Annotated in this window: 13 protein-coding genes and 1 tRNA gene; 4 read left to right on the top strand and 10 right to left on the bottom strand. The window is 71.9% G+C overall.

The window, feature by feature from the left end; genetic code table 11:
- The first annotated feature begins 17 nt into the window (after positions 1 to 17).
- Positions 18 to 1,328: a winged helix-turn-helix domain-containing protein gene (locus tag ACIPJY_RS15545; protein ID WP_400465451.1), complete on the top strand. Its 1,311-nt coding sequence runs from the start codon at positions 18 to 20 to the stop codon at positions 1,326 to 1,328.
- Here ACIPJY_RS15545 and ACIPJY_RS15540 read toward each other — a convergent pair.
- Positions 1,325 to 2,227 carry a M48 family metalloprotease gene (locus ACIPJY_RS15540; RefSeq protein ID WP_400465449.1) on the bottom strand — a complete coding sequence of 301 codons (903 nt, stop codon included), beginning with the start codon at positions 2,225 to 2,227 and terminating at the stop codon, positions 1,325 to 1,327. The two genes, ACIPJY_RS15545 and ACIPJY_RS15540, sit on opposite strands and share 4 nt — an antisense overlap.
- 22 nt (positions 2,228 to 2,249) lie before the next feature.
- Positions 2,250 to 2,816 carry a LemA family protein gene (locus tag ACIPJY_RS15535; RefSeq protein ID WP_400465893.1) on the bottom strand — a complete coding sequence of 189 codons (567 nt, stop codon included), beginning with the start codon at positions 2,814 to 2,816 and terminating at the stop codon, positions 2,250 to 2,252.
- A gap of 221 nt (positions 2,817 to 3,037) precedes the next feature.
- On the opposite strand from ACIPJY_RS15535, the gene ACIPJY_RS15530 reads away from it, so the two are divergent.
- Positions 3,038 to 5,458 (top strand): Ig-like domain-containing protein, encoded by a 2,421-nt coding sequence (locus ACIPJY_RS15530; protein WP_400465447.1) that lies wholly within the window; start codon positions 3,038 to 3,040, stop codon positions 5,456 to 5,458.
- 199 nt (positions 5,459 to 5,657) lie between these two features.
- Positions 5,658 to 7,331, top strand: a complete 1,674-nt coding sequence (locus ACIPJY_RS15525) for a class I adenylate-forming enzyme family protein (RefSeq protein WP_400465445.1) — start codon at positions 5,658 to 5,660, stop codon at positions 7,329 to 7,331.
- Positions 7,332 to 7,497: 166 nt separating this feature from the next.
- On the opposite strand, the gene ACIPJY_RS15520 is transcribed toward ACIPJY_RS15525, so the two are convergent.
- Positions 7,498 to 8,826 carry a threonine/serine exporter family protein gene (locus ACIPJY_RS15520; protein ID WP_400465443.1) on the bottom strand — a complete coding sequence of 443 codons (1,329 nt, stop codon included), beginning with the start codon at positions 8,824 to 8,826 and terminating at the stop codon, positions 7,498 to 7,500.
- A gap of 117 nt (positions 8,827 to 8,943) precedes the next feature.
- A complete protein-coding gene (locus ACIPJY_RS15515; protein WP_400465440.1) occupies positions 8,944 to 9,222 on the bottom strand; it encodes a hypothetical protein in 279 nt (92 codons plus the stop codon).
- A gap of 170 nt (positions 9,223 to 9,392) precedes the next feature.
- Here ACIPJY_RS15515 and ACIPJY_RS15510 point away from each other — a divergent pair, with 170 nt between their 5' ends.
- Entirely contained in the window at positions 9,393 to 10,496 is a 1,104-nt protein-coding gene (locus ACIPJY_RS15510; protein WP_400465437.1) for a fatty acid desaturase family protein, read from the top strand.
- A gap of 195 nt (positions 10,497 to 10,691) precedes the next feature.
- On the opposite strand, the gene ACIPJY_RS15505 is transcribed toward ACIPJY_RS15510, so the two are convergent.
- The 6 genes from ACIPJY_RS15505 to hisS all read right to left on the bottom strand — a co-directional run bounded on the left by ACIPJY_RS15505 (position 10,692) and on the right by hisS (position 16,389).
- Positions 10,692 to 10,765: transfer RNA gene (locus ACIPJY_RS15505), tRNA-Leu, on the bottom strand.
- Positions 10,766 to 10,839: 74 nt separating this feature from the next.
- The gene (locus tag ACIPJY_RS15500; RefSeq protein WP_400465434.1) at positions 10,840 to 12,315 is read right to left on the bottom strand and encodes an NAD(P)/FAD-dependent oxidoreductase; all 1,476 of its coding nucleotides are present in this window, start codon (positions 12,313 to 12,315) and stop codon (positions 10,840 to 10,842) included.
- A 44-nt stretch (positions 12,316 to 12,359) separates the two neighbouring features.
- Positions 12,360 to 12,908: a DUF501 domain-containing protein gene (locus tag ACIPJY_RS15495; RefSeq protein ID WP_400465432.1), complete on the bottom strand. Its 549-nt coding sequence runs from the start codon at positions 12,906 to 12,908 to the stop codon at positions 12,360 to 12,362.
- A 56-nt stretch (positions 12,909 to 12,964) separates the two neighbouring features.
- Complete coding sequence (locus ACIPJY_RS15490; protein WP_400465429.1) at positions 12,965 to 13,501, bottom strand: septum formation initiator family protein; 537 nt, start codon at positions 13,499 to 13,501, stop codon at positions 12,965 to 12,967.
- A 261-nt stretch (positions 13,502 to 13,762) separates the two neighbouring features.
- Positions 13,763 to 15,046: a phosphopyruvate hydratase gene (gene eno / locus ACIPJY_RS15485; protein ID WP_123654205.1), complete on the bottom strand. Its 1,284-nt coding sequence runs from the start codon at positions 15,044 to 15,046 to the stop codon at positions 13,763 to 13,765.
- Between the two features lie 98 nt (positions 15,047 to 15,144).
- Positions 15,145 to 16,389: a histidine--tRNA ligase gene (gene hisS, locus ACIPJY_RS15480; protein ID WP_400465426.1), complete on the bottom strand. Its 1,245-nt coding sequence runs from the start codon at positions 16,387 to 16,389 to the stop codon at positions 15,145 to 15,147.
- Positions 16,390 to 16,625 lie beyond the last annotated feature (236 nt).

Raw genomic sequence — 16,625 nt, 5'->3', positions numbered from 1 at the left:
CTCAGTAGTGTCGATGTGTGCCCAGGACCACGCTCTCCGCCGCCGAGGCCCGCCGTGTCGCTCTGGCCGCGCAGGGGTTCGGCCGACCGCCGCTCGACACCGTCCCGACCCGCGCCGTCAGCGCCGGGATCGCACGGCTCGGGCTGCTGCAGATCGACTCGGTCAACGTCTTCGACCGCAGCCACTACCTCCCGCTGTTCGCCCGGCTCGGCGCCTACGACCGGCAGGCCCTCGACCGCCTGACGCTCGGCAAGCGCAGCTCGCACCTGGAGTACTGGGCGCACGAGGCCGCGTTCATCCCGCGCGACGACCTCCCGCTGTTCCGCTGGAAGATGGACGCCTTCCGGGTTCGTGACGCCGGTCCCACCCGCATCGACGGGGTCACCCGCACCGAGACGGTCCGGCGTGAGCTGCACGCGCTGCTCCGCGCCGAGGGTCCGATGCCGGCGAGCGCGGTCGAGCACGAGTCGAACGTCCGCCGCGGTCCCTGGTGGGGCTGGAGCGACGTGAAGCTCGGGCTCGAGCAGATGTTCCGGTGGGGCGAAGCCGTGAGCGCTGGCCGTTCCGGGTTCGAGCGCGTGTACGCACTCCCGGACCAGGTCCTGCCCGCCGGGTTCCTCGACAGCGCGCCCGCGCGCCCGGACGCCCTCCGGGAACTCGTCGCCCGGGCGTCCCGCGCCCTCGGCGTCGGCACCCGCGCGGACATCGCCGACTACTACCGCCTCCGCTCCGACGACACCGGCACGGCCATCGCCGAGCTGCAGGACGCCGGCGTGCTCGTCCCCGTGCAGGTGCAGGGATGGCGCGACCGCGCCTGGATGCACGCCGACGCCCGGGTGCCCCGGTCGCTCTCGGCGGACGCCGTCCTGAGCCCGTTCGACCCCGTCGTGTGGTTCCGGCGGCGGGCCGAGCGGATGTACGGCTTCCACTACCGGATCGAGATCTACACGCCGGCACCGAAGCGCGTCTACGGCTACTACGTGCTCCCGGTGCTGCAGGACGACGCCCTGGTGGGGCGGGTGGACCTGAAGAGCGACCGGCAGCGCGGGGTGCTCCGCGTGCGGACCGCGTGGGAAGAGCCCGGCACCACGCTCGACCCGGAGCGGCTCGCGGACACGATCCGGCGGGCGGCGGCGTGGCAGGGACTCGACGGCGTCGAGGTGACCGATCGCGGCACGGCGGCTGCACGGCTGGCCGGAGCGCTGGGCGTCCCGCTGGTGCCGCACGTCGAGGCGGACGACGCGGACGCGCCCGCACCGAGCGACGCCGACGCGGACGCGAACACAGATGCGGATGCCGGAGTCCCGGCGCCCGCAGCGACGTCCTAGAAGCGGTCCTGGATCCCGCGGAGCCGTGCGATCCGGTCCGGCAGCGGCGGGTGCGTCGAGAACAGGCGGTCCATCACACCCGGCTTCATCGGGTCCGCGATCCACAGGTGCGCCATCGACGAGTTCTGCGTCTGCATCGGCCGCCCGTACGCGCCGAGCTTCTCGAGCGCCCGCGCGAGTCCCTCCGGGTGTCGGGTGGTGAGCGCCCCGGTGGCGTCCGCCAGGTACTCGCGCTGCCGCGACACCGCCGCCTGCACGCCCATCGCCGCGATCGGGGCCACGATCACCGCGACGATGCCGGCGATCAGCAGGATCGGGTTCGCGCCGCCGCCGTTGTCGTTGTTCCGGTTCCGGCCGCCGGACAGCCCGCTGAAGATCGAGATGCGCAGGAGCACGTCCGCGATGAGCCCCACCGCCACCACCAGCCCGAAGACCATCGTGGACACCCGGATGTCGTAGTTCCGGACGTGACCGAGCTCGTGGGCCATCACACCCTCGAGTTCCTGGTCGTCCATGATCTCGAGCAGCCCGGTCGTGGCGGCGACGACGGCGTGCTCCGGGTCACGGCCGGTCGCGAAGGCGTTCGGTGACGGGTCGCGGATCACGAACACGCGCGGCATCGGCATGCCGGTGGCGATCGCCAGGTTCTCGACGGTCCGCCAGAGCCGCGGTTCGGACTGCTGGTCGATCTCGATGCCACCCGCGATCGCCGTGGCCTGCCGGGCGGCGGTGAAGTACTGCAGCACGGCGTACCCGAGGGCGACGACGAGCACGATCACGCCGATCGAGACGTTGCCCGCCAGGTACCCGCCGAGGAACCCGAGCGCGCCGATGATGACCAGGAACACCAGGACGATGACGACGGTGTTGCGCTTGTTCCGCGCGATCGCGCTGTACATCAGCGGCTTCCGGAGGGGGAGGTCAGAACTGGACGCGCGGCGGTTCGGCGATGGCCGAGGGCTCGGCGGTCTCGAAGAAGGAGGCCTCGCTGAACCCGCGGCGCTTCGCGAAGGAGGAGTTGGGGAAGACCTTGATCTTCGTGTTGAGCTCTCGGACGCCCCCGTTGTAGAAGCGTCGGGCCGACTGGATCTTGTCCTCGGTGTCGACGAGCTGGGTCTGCAGCTGCAGGAAGTTCTGGCTCGACTGGAGCTGCGGGTACCCCTCGGCGACGGCGAACACACTCTTGAGCGCCTTCTGCATGTGCCCCTCGGCAGCGGAGGCGGCGTCGGCGTCCCCGGCGCTGAGCGTCTCGGCCCTGGCCTTCGTGACGTCGGTGAAGACGGCCTTCTCGTGGGTGGCGTACCCCTTCACCGTGTCCACGATCGTGGGGATCAGGTCGGCGCGGCGCTTCAGCTGCACCGAGATGTCGCTCCACGCCTCGTCGACGCGGACCTTCAGCGTGACGAGCGAGTTGTACGTGACCCAGAGGTAGATCCCGACGATCACGAGGACCACGACCACCACGCCGACGACGATCAGGGTCGTGATGAGTCCGGTGTCCATGCGGGAGTGCTCCTCGTCGGGTCGGGTTCGGCCAGGTCAGGCCATCGACGATTCTAACGACGCTCCGTGGACGTCCCCCACGCGAGCGACGGTTCACGGGCGATTCCCCAGGCACACACACCCGGCGTCCGGACACGAGCCGGTTCCCGCGGATCATCCGTTGGGTGTATTGACCGATCGGCCGTCGTCGCGTGGGATGGAGGGGCATGAACACGCACGGGGACGACGTGGACACCAGGGCAGTCGGGGGCGACGGCCCCGTTCGTCGAGCCCGGACGACCGTGGTCGCGGGCCTGACGGCAGCCCTCGCGGCGGCGTTGCTCGCCGTGAGCGTGGCTCCCGCAGCCGCCGCCACGACGAGCACAACGAGCACGACGACGACCAACACGAGCACGACGAGCACGAGCTCGCAGGCAGACCAGGCGCTGCAGTCCGACCCGGCCCAGCCGGACGCCCCGACCGCCGACCAGTCCGACCGGAACCAGCAGTCACTCACGCGGCCGGGCGCCGGGACACCGTCGAGCGCCCCCACCTCGACACCGACCACCCCACCGACCGGCCGCCCGCCCGTCGACCCGACGATCGCCGATCCCGGCGACGTCACGAGTGCCACCGGGCGCTTCCACGGCACCGCGACCCCCGGGCACCGGGTGCGCGTGATGGACCCGGGGGTGGCGAGCTCCTCGGTCTGCACGGCGATGACGAGCGCGGCCGGCACGTGGTCCTGCACCGGCACGGTCCACACCGGGCCCCAGCAGGTCTTCACCGTCCAGGACGTCTCCGACCCGTCGCGGCACACCGCCGACGCCCCCGCCGCCGACGTCGTCGTCCCGCCCACGATCACCACGCGGGAACCCACGACGGGCACCGTGGTCGGCAGCGGTGACGCCGGGACGACGGTCACCGTGTCGGTCTCCGGCTCGTCGGCGGTCCGCACGGCGACGGTCGGGTCCGACGGCCGGTGGGTCGTGTCGTGGTCGACCGGCGCCGCCCCGCACCCGAGCGGCACGGTCACCATGACGGCCACCCAGACGGGCAGCACCGCGAAGGGCTACCGCTCCGACCTCCGGAGCGCCGCGTCCGCACCGGCGTCCGTCACCTTCGACCGGACACCGCCCGCTGCGCCCCGGATCAGCGCACCCCGCTCCGGACAGCGCATCGCGGACGGCCAGTTCACGGTGCGCGGCACCGGCGAGCCCGCGGCCGAGCTCACGGTCTACGTCGACCGAGCGCCGGTGTGCGGCACGACGGTCGGCGCCGACGGCTCGTGGTCCTGCTCCACCAGGGGCGTCCCGCTCACGGCCGGCGCACGTTCGGTCACGGCCCTGCAGCACGACGCCGCCGGCAACCACTCGGCGTCCTCGACCGCCGTCGTGGTCCGCGTCGCCGGTGCGGCCGGCAGCACACCGGGGTCGCCGAGCGGCGGCGCGACGACCCCCGGTGCGACGACCCCGGGTGGCACCGGCACCGGGCACGGCACGCCGGGCACCGGCGGTACCGGCGGCACCACTCCGGGCGGCGGCACGGGCGGTGGCGCGGGCGGCACCGGCGAGGGCACCGGACCGGGATCCGGTGCCGGCAGCACGGGTGCCGGCGCGGCCCCCGGCACGACCGGCGGCCCCGGCCACGGCGTCGACTGGTCCGGCCCGGCCGGCGACTGGTCCGTCGCGACGACGTTCGACCAGACGGTCCCCACGATCCAGTCCTCCTTCTCCTGGCGCACACTCCTCGTCGCGGCCGCCGTCGCCGCCGCGTTCCTGCTCCTCGTCGCGGGGCCCCTCCGGCTCGTCGTCCGGTCCCTCCGTGGCCGTGTGCCCCTGCGCCTCGCCTCGTTCACCGGCCGGAACCGCCCCCGCGCCGAGCGCCGCCGCGGGGACGACACCCTGCCCGGCTGGGTCTCGGTCGGGATCGCGGTGGTGCTCGCGACCGTGCTGGCCCTGCTCGGCGTCGGCGTCGAGCTCGAGGCCCGCTACGTCCGCCTCGCCATCGCCGTCCTGCTCGGCACCGCGGTCCTCGCGGCCGCGGTCGTCCTGGCGACCCGGTGGGCGGCCGGCACCGATCGGCACACGGTCGGCTACCGGGTCTCCCCGTGGCTCGTGCTCGCCGCGCTCGTCGGCTGCGCGGTGACCCGCACGGCCGACCTCTCCCCCGCCCTCGTGGTCGGGGTGCTGCTCGTCCCGGTCGGGCGCACCGACGTGGACACCGGGGCGATGCGGCTCGGCGCCGGGGTCGCCGCCTGCGCACGGAGTGCGACCTGGCGTTCCGCCGCGCTCCTGGTCCTCGCCGCCGCCGGATGGGTCCTGCACAGCCTGACGCCGGGCTCGGGCTTCTGGGTCTCGCTCGTGTCGGAGTTCGCGATCACGCTCTGCGTCGGCGGGCTCGGCTCGCTCGTGGTCACCCTGCTCCCCCTCACCGGCTCGGCGGGCGGCGCACTGTGGGCGCACTCCCGTGCCCGGTACGCGTCGATCGCCGCCGTCGGCGTCGCGCTCGGCGCGGCCGTGTACTCGGGTTCCGCCGGCACGCACGTCTCCCCGGTCGTGATGGCGGTCGTCGCCTGCGCGTGCGTCGCGGTCGCGGCCGCCACGTGGGTGTGGGTCCGCGTGCTGGAACCGGACGCGCGCGCCTGAGCCGAGCCGGGCCTCCCGTCCGGGTGCGGGTCCGGCAGACTGCCGGACCGCACCGGCCTGGAGGCTCGACCCACCTCCGCCGTCCCGCCGGCGTCCGTCCCGGGGCGGGTCCGCGAGCGCGGCGCGCGACACCCGGATCGGCGCGCGGATACGCTGACGAGCGGTGCGACGGCAGCACCGGACGAGCCAGGGAGCGACGATGACCGAGACCCGATCCGACTACGACCCGACCCGCTTCCGCGAGGTCTTCGAGGGCAGCTACACCTACGCGAACGGGTTCGCGCGGAACACGCACCGCTTCGCCGGGCGGCCGGCGCTCCGGGACCCGGAGTCCGACCGGTCGTGGACGTACGCCGAGCTCGAGGACGCCGTCGACCGGATCGGCGGCTGGCTCGTGCGGCACGGGGTCGAGCGCGGATCGGTCGTGATGGTCGAGCTGTTCAACTCGCCCGAGTTCGCGATGCTCTACCTGGCCTGCCATCGCATCGGCGCGGTGTTCTCGCCGACGAACTTCCGGCTCGCACCCGACGAGGTCGCGTTCATCGTCGACGACTCCGCTCCGGTCGTGCTCGTGTACGACACGGCCCGCGCGGAGGACGTGGCAGCTGCCCGCGTCTCGGCCTCGCACCGGCCGGCGCACGTCGTCGTGGTCGGCGAGGCCGTCGACGCCCCGGCCGACGACGTCCCGTTCTCGACGCTCGTCACCGCCGACCCCGTCACCGCCGACGAGCTCGCCGCCACCGAGCCGCGGTCCACGTACGACGAGACCACCCGGCTCTACACGTCCGGCACCACGGGGCGGCCGAAGCCGGTCCCGCTGCCGAGCCTCGTCGAGGTGCTCAGCGCGCACGACGTGATCATGCACTTCCCGCTCAGCCCGTTCGACAAGACGCTCAACATGTCGCCGCTGTTCCACCGCGGCGGCCTCTACTCGGGCGGTCCGAACCCGGTGTTCTACGTCGGGGCCGAACTCACCACGCTCCGGCACTTCGACGCGGACCGGGTGCTCGACCTGGTCGAGTCGGAGCGGCTGACGTTCCTGATCGGGGCGCCGCCGAACCTGGTGCAGCTCGCCAACGCGCAGGAGCGCCGACCGCGCGACCTGTCCTCGCTCAGCGGGATCGTCACGATGGGCGCCCCGCTCGACCGTGCCGCGGCCCTCCGCTACCAGGAGCTGCTCTCGCCGCGGATCTTCAACGGGTACGGCACGACCGAGACGTTCTGGAACACGTTCCTGCGGCCGGAGGACTTCCCGGACGGTGCCGGGTCGACCGGTCGGGCCTCGACCGACGACGACGTCGCGGTGGTCCGGGTCTACTCCGACAAGCTCGCGGACCCGAGCGACACGGTGCCGAAGGACGGCAGCGAGATCGGCGAGTTCGCCGTGCGCACGGTGAAGTCCGGCTACTCGTACCGGAACCCGGGGCTCGAGGCGGAGAAGTTCGCGAACGGCTGGTTCTACCCGGGCGACCTCGCGACGTGGGACGAGCACGAGCGGGTCACCATCGTCGGACGCAAGGACGACATGATCATCTCCGGCGGCGAGAACGTGCACCCCGTGCAGGTCGAGGCCGTGCTGCAGGAGCACCCGGGCGTCGCGGACTCCGTCGTCGTCGGGGTGCCGGACGACCGCTGGGGCGAGGTCGTCGTGGCGTTCGTGATCCGCGCGGAGCAGGGGCTGCCCGCCGACGACGTGGCCGCGGCGACCGAACTCGAGGCGTGGGCCGGCAGCCACCAGGGGCTCGCGCGGTACAAGCGGCCGCGGCGGTACCGGTTCGTCACCGAGCTGCCGTACAACGCGACGGGCAAGAAGGTGCACTACCTGGCGAAGGCCACCGCCGCCGAGACCCGGTCCGCTTTCATCGAGCCCTGAGCCGCGGGTTCCTTCCCACTCCCCCACAGTGGGCAGCCCCTGCCGGACCCCTCACCACGCGCGTTCCTTCCCGCATCCCCCGCGTTGGGAAGTCGAATCGCGCGTAGGGGGTCGGAACTTCCGACTGCCTACGCGCGATTCGACCACCTACGCGCGGTTCGACTGCCTAGGCGCCCCGCGTCGGGGTCCGGCGGGCGAAGAGGCCAGGCAGCAGCCCGCCGATCTTCGTGCCCACGCACAGGCTCACGAACGTGGCGAGCGGCGTGGCGATGGACTCCGGGTCGAACGTGGCCACGGCGACCAGGCCGACCGTGCCCGGGACGAGCAGCAGGAACGCCGGCAGGAACGACACCGTCGCGGGGATCACCGGTACCAGCCGCTCGAGCCCCCGCGTCGCGACGAACAGCACGGCCGCCGCGATGCCCGTCGCCACGACGCTCCCGACCAGCGGCGCGAGCCCGGACACCAGCGCGTACGCCAGGACCATCACGATGATCGACGCCGCCGTCAGCTTCCAGCCGGCGCCGAACACCAGGCCGATGCCGACGGCGAGCACCACCACCGCCACCCAGGACAGCCAGTAGGGCGGCACGGACTCCCACCCGGCGAGGTCCGTGCCGACGCCGGCGACCTCGCCGACGAGGGCCGCGGAGGTCGGGTCGACGTGCAGCCCGGTGAAGGCGCTGCCGGCGGCGATCCCGGCCGCCATGAAGCCCAGGATGATGAGCCCCTGCATGAGCCGCGCGGAGCCGGTGACGATGTCGGCCGCCGTGAGCTCGAGGAGCGCGTTCGTGATGAGCGCCCCCGGCACGAACACGGCGACGGGTGCGCAGACGGCGAAGAGCGGGACGTGGTCGAACCCGGTGCCGGCGGCCACCAGCCCGACGACCGTCGTCGAGACGAAGGCCGCGAGGAACGGCACGACGGCCACGGCCTCGCGGGAGCGGCGGAGCAGCAGTCCGATCACCCCGACGACCGCGCCGACACCCAGGACCACCAGGATCGCCCACCACGGGCAGCGGAACACCACCGCCAGGCCCGCTGCGGTCAGCGCGTTCCCCGCGATCCACGGCAGCGCTGCCGGCGGGCGGGTGCCAGCACGGATCGCACGGACCCGCGCGGGGATCTCGGCGAGGGCGATCGACCCGCCCTCGAGCCCGAGCACGAGCCGGTTCGCCCGGGCGGCCTGGCGGAAGGAGAGCTCGACGCCCTCGGCGTTCACGATCGTCGCGGCGCCCGTCGCGGTCTCGCTGACGATGACGAGCGCGGGGAGCACCCCGACCGCGAGCTCCGGGCCGATGCCGGCGGCGTCGCGGGCCTTCTCGAGCGCCGAGCGGACGTCGGTGACGGAGCTGCCCGCGTCGAGGAGCAGGGCCCCGAGCGTGCCGAGGAGCATCCCGACCGGGACGGTCTCACCGTCGACGACCTCGACGTGCGCCTCGGGCTGCCGGAGGACGCCACGGAGGTTCGCGATCGCACTGCCGAATCCCACCACCGGAGCATGCTAACGGGGCTGGCGTCGACGGGTGCATCCGGGTGGTCCCGCTCGGGGAGTCGGGGTCCGGTTCGGGGAGTCCGGCTCCAGCTCCGGCAACGGCACCTCCCACGATGGTCAGGTGGTCTGCACCGCCCGCGTGCGCATTCGCATCTCGGTGGTGAACCCGTCGGTCTCCGGGTGCAGCTCGTCGTCCGGCGCCGACTGCACGAGCACGCCGATCGCCGGTGCGAGCAGGATGCTCGACGTGGTCGCCATCCCCCACCGGTCGACCGTCGGGACGTGCACGGTGTCCGCGAGCCCGGCCTGGGCGAGGGCCGCGGCGTACTCGAGCACGGCGTAGGCGGCGTCGTCGGTGGTGAGCACGGACGCGAGGCCGTAGATGATGTGTTTCACGGGCGGGGACCTCCCGGCCCGGGAATCGCCACGAGACGGGGGACGACCTCGGCCATACGGTACGCGCACTCCACGGTCACTGCTCAGGTTCAGCCCATAGGTTTCCTGCAACCGCAGTTGCGGGAACTCTGAGTTCGGCCGAAGGGCTGTTCCTGATGGAAGCAGCCCCGATGCCGTCTTCATCGACCCTGTACCGACCCACCACACCCCGCGCGCCGGGAGCGACCTCCGGGACCTCCACGTACAAGGACCTCCTCGAAGAGGTCCGGTCCGCCGGGCTCCTCGAACGCCGCGTCGGCTTCTACTGGACCGTCTTCGCCGTGCTCGTCGGCCTGGTCGCCGTCTGCTGGGTGGCCGTCGCCATGCTCGGCGGTTCGTGGTTCCAGCTCATCCCCGCAGCGGTCCTCGGTGCCCTGTTCACCCAGTTCGCGTTCCTGGCGCACGAAGCCGCGCACCGTCAGGTGTTCGCATCGCGCAAGTGGAACGACCACGCCGGGCGGGTGCTCGGCACCTTCCTGGTCGGGCTCTCCTACACGTGGTGGATGAACAAGCACAACCGCCACCACGGCAACCCGAACACCATCGGCAAGGACCCCGACATCGCGCAGGACACGGTGTCCTTCATCGAGGAGGACGCCGCCGAGCGCCGCGGACTGCTCCGCGCGCTCACCCGCGTGCAGGGCTGGGCGTTCTTCCCGCTGCTGACGATGGAGGGCGCGAACCTGCACTTCCTGGGCGTCAAGGCCCTCGTCACCGGGCAGCACATCAAGGGCACCGGCCGTGACCGCATCATCGAGGCCGTCCTGCTCGTGGCACGCTTCGCGCTGTACTTCTGGGCTATCTTCACGCTGATGCCGCTCGGCGTCGGCTTCGCGTTCCTCGGTGTCCAGCTCGCCGTCTTCGGCGTGATGATGGGCGGCTCGTTCGCGCCGAACCACAAGGGCATGCCGATCATCGCCGAGGGTGCGCGCATCGACTTCCTCTCCCGCCAGGTCCGGACCTCCCGCAACATCACGGGCGGCATCTGGGCGGACCACCTCTTCGGTGGCCTCAACCACCAGGCGGAGCACCACCTCTTCCCGAGCATGGCGCGGCCGAACCTGCGGCTGGCCAAGCCGATGGTGAAGGCGCACTGCGAGAAGCACAACATCCCGTACACCGAGGCGAGCCTCGGCAAGTCGTACGGCATCGTCGTCGCCTACCTCAACCGGGTCGGGCTCGCGGCACGCGATCCCTTCACGTGCCCGATGGTCACGGGCTACCGCCTGCACTGACCCCGCGCGGCCCGGCGCCCCGCAGCCGGCGAGACACCGCTCGGCGCGCGAGACACCGCCCGGCGCGCGAGACACCGCCCGGCGCGCGAGACACCGCCCGGCGCGCGAGACGCCGCTCGGCGCGCGAGACGCCGCCGAGTCCGGCGGCGTCTCGGCCGATGTGCGGCGTCTCGCCGGATCGCGACCGCCTGCCGGTACCCCCGGAGGGACTCGAACCCTCAGCTCAGCGATTTTAAGTCGCGTGCCTCTACCGATTGGGCCACGGGGGCGGGCTGCAACAGCCTAGTCAACGCAACAGGGCGGCCACCCCGTGGGGTGACCGCCCTGCGGCTTGTGCGGAGTGTTACTTCGCGGCGGCCTTCTCGCCGTCGACCGGTGCTGCGTCCTTGGAGACGTCCTCGGCCGGGGTGGCGTACGCCGGACCGGCAGCGCCGGCGGGGGTCCCTGCCTCGGGTGCCGGGGCGACGGCCTTCGGCTCCTCGGTCGCGGCCGGCTTCGGACGGGACGCGAACGCCTCGAACGCGGCGCGCGGGGTCTCGCGGTCGTCGAGGGACGCGATGTCGCGGCCCAGGAAGAAGCCGCCGACCCAGTCGCCGATGACGCGCCACTTGCGCTCCCACGACGGCATCGCCATGCCGTGGTAGCCACGGTGGGCGCCCCACGCCAGGAAGCCCTTCATGGCGAACTTGCCGGACTGGAAGACACCGATGCCGATGCCGAGACCCGCGACGGCGCCGAGGTTCTCGTGCTTGTAGTCGACGGTCGCCTCGCCGCGGAGCGTCGCGACCAGGTTCTTCGCGAGCTGCTTGGCCTGACGGACCGCGTGCTGCGCGTTCGGGACGCACATGCCGCCGACGCCACCACCGGTGAGGTCCGGCACGGCTGCGACGTCGCCGCAGGCCCATGCGTCCGCGATGACCGTGTCCTCGTCGACGACGCGCAGGTCGGGCTGCACGGTGATGCGACCGCGGGGCTCGAGCGGGAAGTCGGTGCCCTTGACCATCGGGTTCGCCATCACGCCGGCGGTCCAGATGATGAGGTCGGACTCGACGGTCTGGATCGACTCGTCCTTGGCCTTGAGCTGGCAGACGCCACCGACGGCCGACGCGAGCTGCGTGTCGAGGTGCACGTTCGCACCGCGCTGCGCGAGGTTCTTGAGCACCCAGTGCGAGGTCTCGAGCGAGACCTCGGGCATGATGCGGCCCATCGCCTCGACGAGGTGGAAGTGCGTGTCGTCGAAGGACAGCTGCGGGTAGCTCTTCAGCAGGTCGGTGACGAACGAGCGGAGCTCGGCGAACACCTCGATGCCGGCGAAGCCACCGCCGACGACGACGACCGTGAGCAGACGGTCACGCTCGGGACCGGCCGGAAGGTTCGACGCCTTGGCGAAGTTGGTCAGGACCTTGTCGCGGATCGCGGCGGCCTCTTCGATGGTCTTGAGGCCGATCGCCTCGTCCGCGACACCCGCGATCGGGAACGTGCGGGAGACGGCACCGGCGGTCATCACGATCTGGTCGTAGGACTCTTCCCACGCCTCACCGATCTCCGGGGTGATCGTCGCGGTCTTCGTGGCGTGGTCGACCTTCGTGACCTTCGCCGTGACGACGCGGGTCTTCTTCAGGTGACGACGGTGCGAGACGACCGCGTGACGCGGCTCGATGGAACCGGCGGCGACCTCCGGCAGGAACGGCTGGTACGTCATGTACGGCAGCGGGTCCACCATCACGACCTCTGCTTCGCCCTGGCGAAGGTGCTTCTCGAGCTTCCATGCGGTGTAGAAGCCGGCGTAACCGCCGCCGACGACGAGGATCTTGGGCACGGGGAATGGTCTCCTTGGAGTGGGGGTGGTTGCCGGGCGGCTGGTCAGAATTCGCCACCACCCGCCCCGACTCCGGCGTCTGCACCCTCATCATACGCCCGGCATTCGCACCGGTCGGGCGACCAGTTCGCGCGCTCGAGCGCGAGGTCGCCGATGGGGTTCACGCCGGGTCCGGCAGCGAGTGTGTGGCCGACGAGCGCGTGCAGGCACTTCACGCGGACGGGCATGCCGCCAGCGCTGATGCCGTCGATCTCGTCGACGTGTTCGATGGACTCGCGGTCCGCGAGGTAGGCCTCGTGCGCCGCGCGGTAGCGCTCGGCGGTCGCGGGGTCGTCGAGCAGCGCGGCGAGCTCGGGCATGACCCCGGTCGCCTCGAGTGTGCTGACGGCAGCGGTGGCCGCCGGGTGGCACAGGTAGTACAACGTGGGGAACGGTGTGCCGTTCGACAGCCGCGGCTTCGTGGCGACCACCGTCGGGTTGCCGCAGACGCAGCGTGCCGCGATGCCGACGACGTCACGAGCGGGGCGGCCCAGCTGGGCCGACACCACCTGCACGTCGTGGTCGGACGGCGGGTCGAACGGAGGGGTCGTCACGGGTACAAGAGGCTACCCGAGTTCCAGGGCTCCCCGCACCGTGTGACGACGGACGGTCAGTTCGAGGAGTTGCCCGAGCCGGAGACGTCGGGTGCGACGAGCTCCTGCGTGGTCTCGTCGGAGAGGCCCGACTTCAGCACCGACGACATCATCGCCTGCACCCAGTCGACCTTGGGCGTCTGCACCTTCGCGCTGACGGGGGTGCCGGAGTCCGTCGTGGGGGTCTCGTCGGTCGACCCCGTGCCCTCGCCCATCACCAGGAAGCTCTGCTCACCCGGGTACACGTACAGCAGGCGGTCGCGCGCCTGGGCCTCGATGTAGGCGGGGTCGTCCCAGCGCGCGACGTCCTTCTTCTTCTGCGCGACGTCGGACTTCTGCGCGGCGACCTCGTGCTGCTTCTGGGTGATCTGCTCCTGCTGCTGGATGAGCGTCCGGAGCGAGGGCGCGAGCACCACGACGAAGAGCACGATGATCGCGAGCATGAGCAGGCTGAACCCGGAGAACCGGATCGAGCGCCACCACGGCTGGTCGGCTGCGCCGCCCTCGGGCATCGCCACGGGGACGCGGCGGACGCGGGGCTTCTGGCTGGGCACGTCACGACGATAACCCGGCCGCGGGCGTGGTCCACGCCGCCGCGCCCCGTTTCGGCCCCTTCTCAGCCGGGCGGCCGGGCGCGTGGCGCCACGTTCTGTCCGAGGCGCCGCAATGTGCACGAGACGACGCCGATTTCCGCGGCGCTTCGGGCAGATGGGGGCGTCGCGCAGGGACAGGGGGCCACACGGACGCGCCCCGTGTCTCCGGACGGGAGGCACGGGGCGCGTCGAGCGGACGACTCGCGTCCGGCGGGCGGCTGGCTACAGGGCCGCGGCGCGCGGGAACGCGGTGCGGCCGGCGTAGACCGCGGCGTCGCCGAGCTCTTCCTCGATGCGGAGGAGCTGGTTGTACTTCGCGACGCGGTCCGAGCGGGCCGGGGCGCCGGTCTTGATCTGGCCACCGTCGACGGCCACCGCGATGTCGGCGATGGTGGTGTCCTCGGTCTCACCCGAGCGGTGCGACAGGATGGCGGTCATGCCGTGACGCTGCGCGAGCGACACCGCGTCGAGGGTCTCGGTCAGCGTGCCGATCTGGTTCACCTTGACCAGGATCGAGTTGCCGGCCTTCTCGTCGATGCCCCGCTGCAGACGCTTCGGGTTCGTGACGTAGAGGTCGTCGCCGACGATCTGCACCTTGCCGCCGAGCTCGGCGGTCAGGTGGGTCCAGCCCTCCCAGTCGTCTTCGGCCAGCGGGTCCTCGATGGTGACGAGCGGGTAGTTCGCGACCAGGTCGGAGAAGTAGCTCGTGAACTCCTGCGATGAGAGCTGCTTGCCCTCGAAGTTGTACTTGCCGTCCGCGAAGAACTCGGTCGAGGCGACGTCGAGGCCGAGCGCGATGTCCTTGCCGGGCGTGAAGCCGGCCTTCTCGATCGCGGCGACCAGGAAGTCGAGCGCCGCACGGTTCGACGCGAGCTCCGGCGCGAAGCCGCCCTCGTCGCCGAGGCCGGTCGCGAGGCCCTGCTTCTTCAGCTCGCCCTTGAGGGCGTGGTACGTCTCGACGCCCCAGCGGAGTGCCTCGGAGAAGGACTCGGCGCCGTAGGGCACCAGGAAGAACTCCTGGATGTCGACGTTGGTGTCGGCGTGCGCGCCACCGTTGACGACGTTCATCAGCGGGACGGGCAGCGTGTGCGCGTTCGGGCCGCCGAGGTAGCGGAAGAGCGGCAGGTCGGCCGAGTCGGCAGCTGCGCGGGCCACGGCGAGCGAGGCGCCGAGGATCGCGTTCGCGCCGAGGCGGGACTTGTTCTCGGTGCCGTCGAGCTCGATGAGCGCGGCGTCGACGAGGCGCTGGTCGGTGGCGTCGAAGCCCTCGAGCGCCGGGCCGATCTCGTCGAGCACGGCCTCGACCGCCTTGAGGACGCCCTTGCCGCCGTAGCGGGAAGCGTCTCCGTCGCGGAGCTCATATGCCTCGAAGGCGCCGGTGGAGGCACCGGACGGGACGAGCGCGCGCGAGACGACGCCGTCGTCGAGGAGGACCTCGACCTCGACCGTCGGGTTGCCTCGGGAATCGAGGACTTCGCGTGCTCCTACGGCATCGATCACGGCCACGGGGTACTCCCTACACGTTGCGGTTGTGGTTCTTGCGGGGTCGATCCTACCGAGGCCGGGTGAACGGTTTCGCGCGGTGTCGACGGACTGTGGAGAAGTCAGGCGAGCGGGCGGAACTCCACACCCGCGAGCGAGGTGGTGTCGGCCTGCACGGTGGCGAACGCGCCGAAGCCCTGCGCCGCCAGCCCCGCCAGCAGGTTCTTCGTGTTCTTGGTGCGTCGTTCCAGCCGGACGCGCTGGTGCTGCTCGAGCGCCTCGCCCTTGAGCGCCGCGAGCCGGACGGGGTCGACGTCCTTGTCGTACACGAGCACGACCGCGTCGGAGGTCGCCGCTTCCGGCAGGGTCACGAGGTCGACGAGCCGCTCGAACCCGAGCGAGAAGCCGACCGCCGGGACGTCCTGGCCGAGGAATCGCCCGATCATGCCGTCGTACCGTCCACCGCCGCCGAGGCTGTAGCCGAAGTCCGGGTGCGCCACCTCGAAGATGGTGCCCGTGTAGTAGCCCATGCCGCGGACGAGCGTCGGGTCGAAGCGGAGGTCGACGCCCGGCAGCGCCGCGCGCAGGCGGAGCAGGTCGGCGAACGCGTCCTCCGCGAGCCAGGGTGCGCCGGTGACGCTCTCCCAGTCGGCGGACTCGAGCCCACGGATCGTCTGCTCGAGGTCGGGGACGTCGACGCCGATCGTGTCGACGAGTTCGCGCGCGACACCGTCCGGGCCGATCTTGTCGAGCTTGTCGATCGTGATGAGCGCCCGGTCCGCCGCCGCCTGGTCGGTGATGCCCCACGAGGCGAGGAGCGCGATGAGGATCCGCCGGTCGTTGATGCGGATCGACGTGCCCGTGACGCCGAGGGCGTCGAGCGCGGCCGTCGTCGCCCGGATGAGCTCGATCTCGGCGAGCTGCCCCGGCTCGCCGAGGATGTCGATGTCGCACTGCACGAACTGCCGGTAGCGCCCCTTCTGCGGACGCTCGGCACGCCAGACAGGCGCGATCTGCACGGAACGGAACACCGTCGGCAGCTCGGCGCGGTGCGAGGCGTAGAAGCGGGCGAGCGGGACCGTGAGGTCGAACCGAAGCCCGAGGTCGGCGAGGTCGAGCGGGGCCTCGGCGCTCCGGAGGTCCTCGACCGTGAGCCCGCGCCGCATCACGCCGAACGCGAGCTTCTCGTTGTCCCCACCGAGACCGGAGTGCAGCCGCGCGGCGTCCTCGACCACGGGGGTCTCGATCTCGTCGAAGCCGTGCCGCGCGTACACGCCGCGGATCACGCCGAGGACGTGCTCCCGACGCGCCTTGTCCGCGGGGAGGAAGTCACGCATGCCACGGGGTGCCGTCACGGTCGTCGCCATGGGTCAATCCTGTCAGATCGGTGACCGGGACTTGCGGACCATCCGGACCACTGACATACTGGATGCAGAACCTCGGTTCGGAAGCGCCTGATCCGCTGCCGGACCGATCGCGTGGGCAACGTGCTGCAGTGTGCCCCGCGGTTCGAGCGGGCATCCCTGTCGGCGCCAACTTCCCTGATGGCGTCGAGCGCCCGCTCGCGGGCGTCCTCCTTTTTTCGGGTTGGGAGGACGCCCGC

Source organism: Curtobacterium sp. NPDC090223, assembly GCF_044746585.1.
GTDB lineage: Bacteria > Actinomycetota > Actinomycetes > Actinomycetales > Microbacteriaceae > Curtobacterium.
Note: the sequence above shows the minus strand (reverse complement) of the source record. Positions and strands in the feature narration are given on the sequence as shown.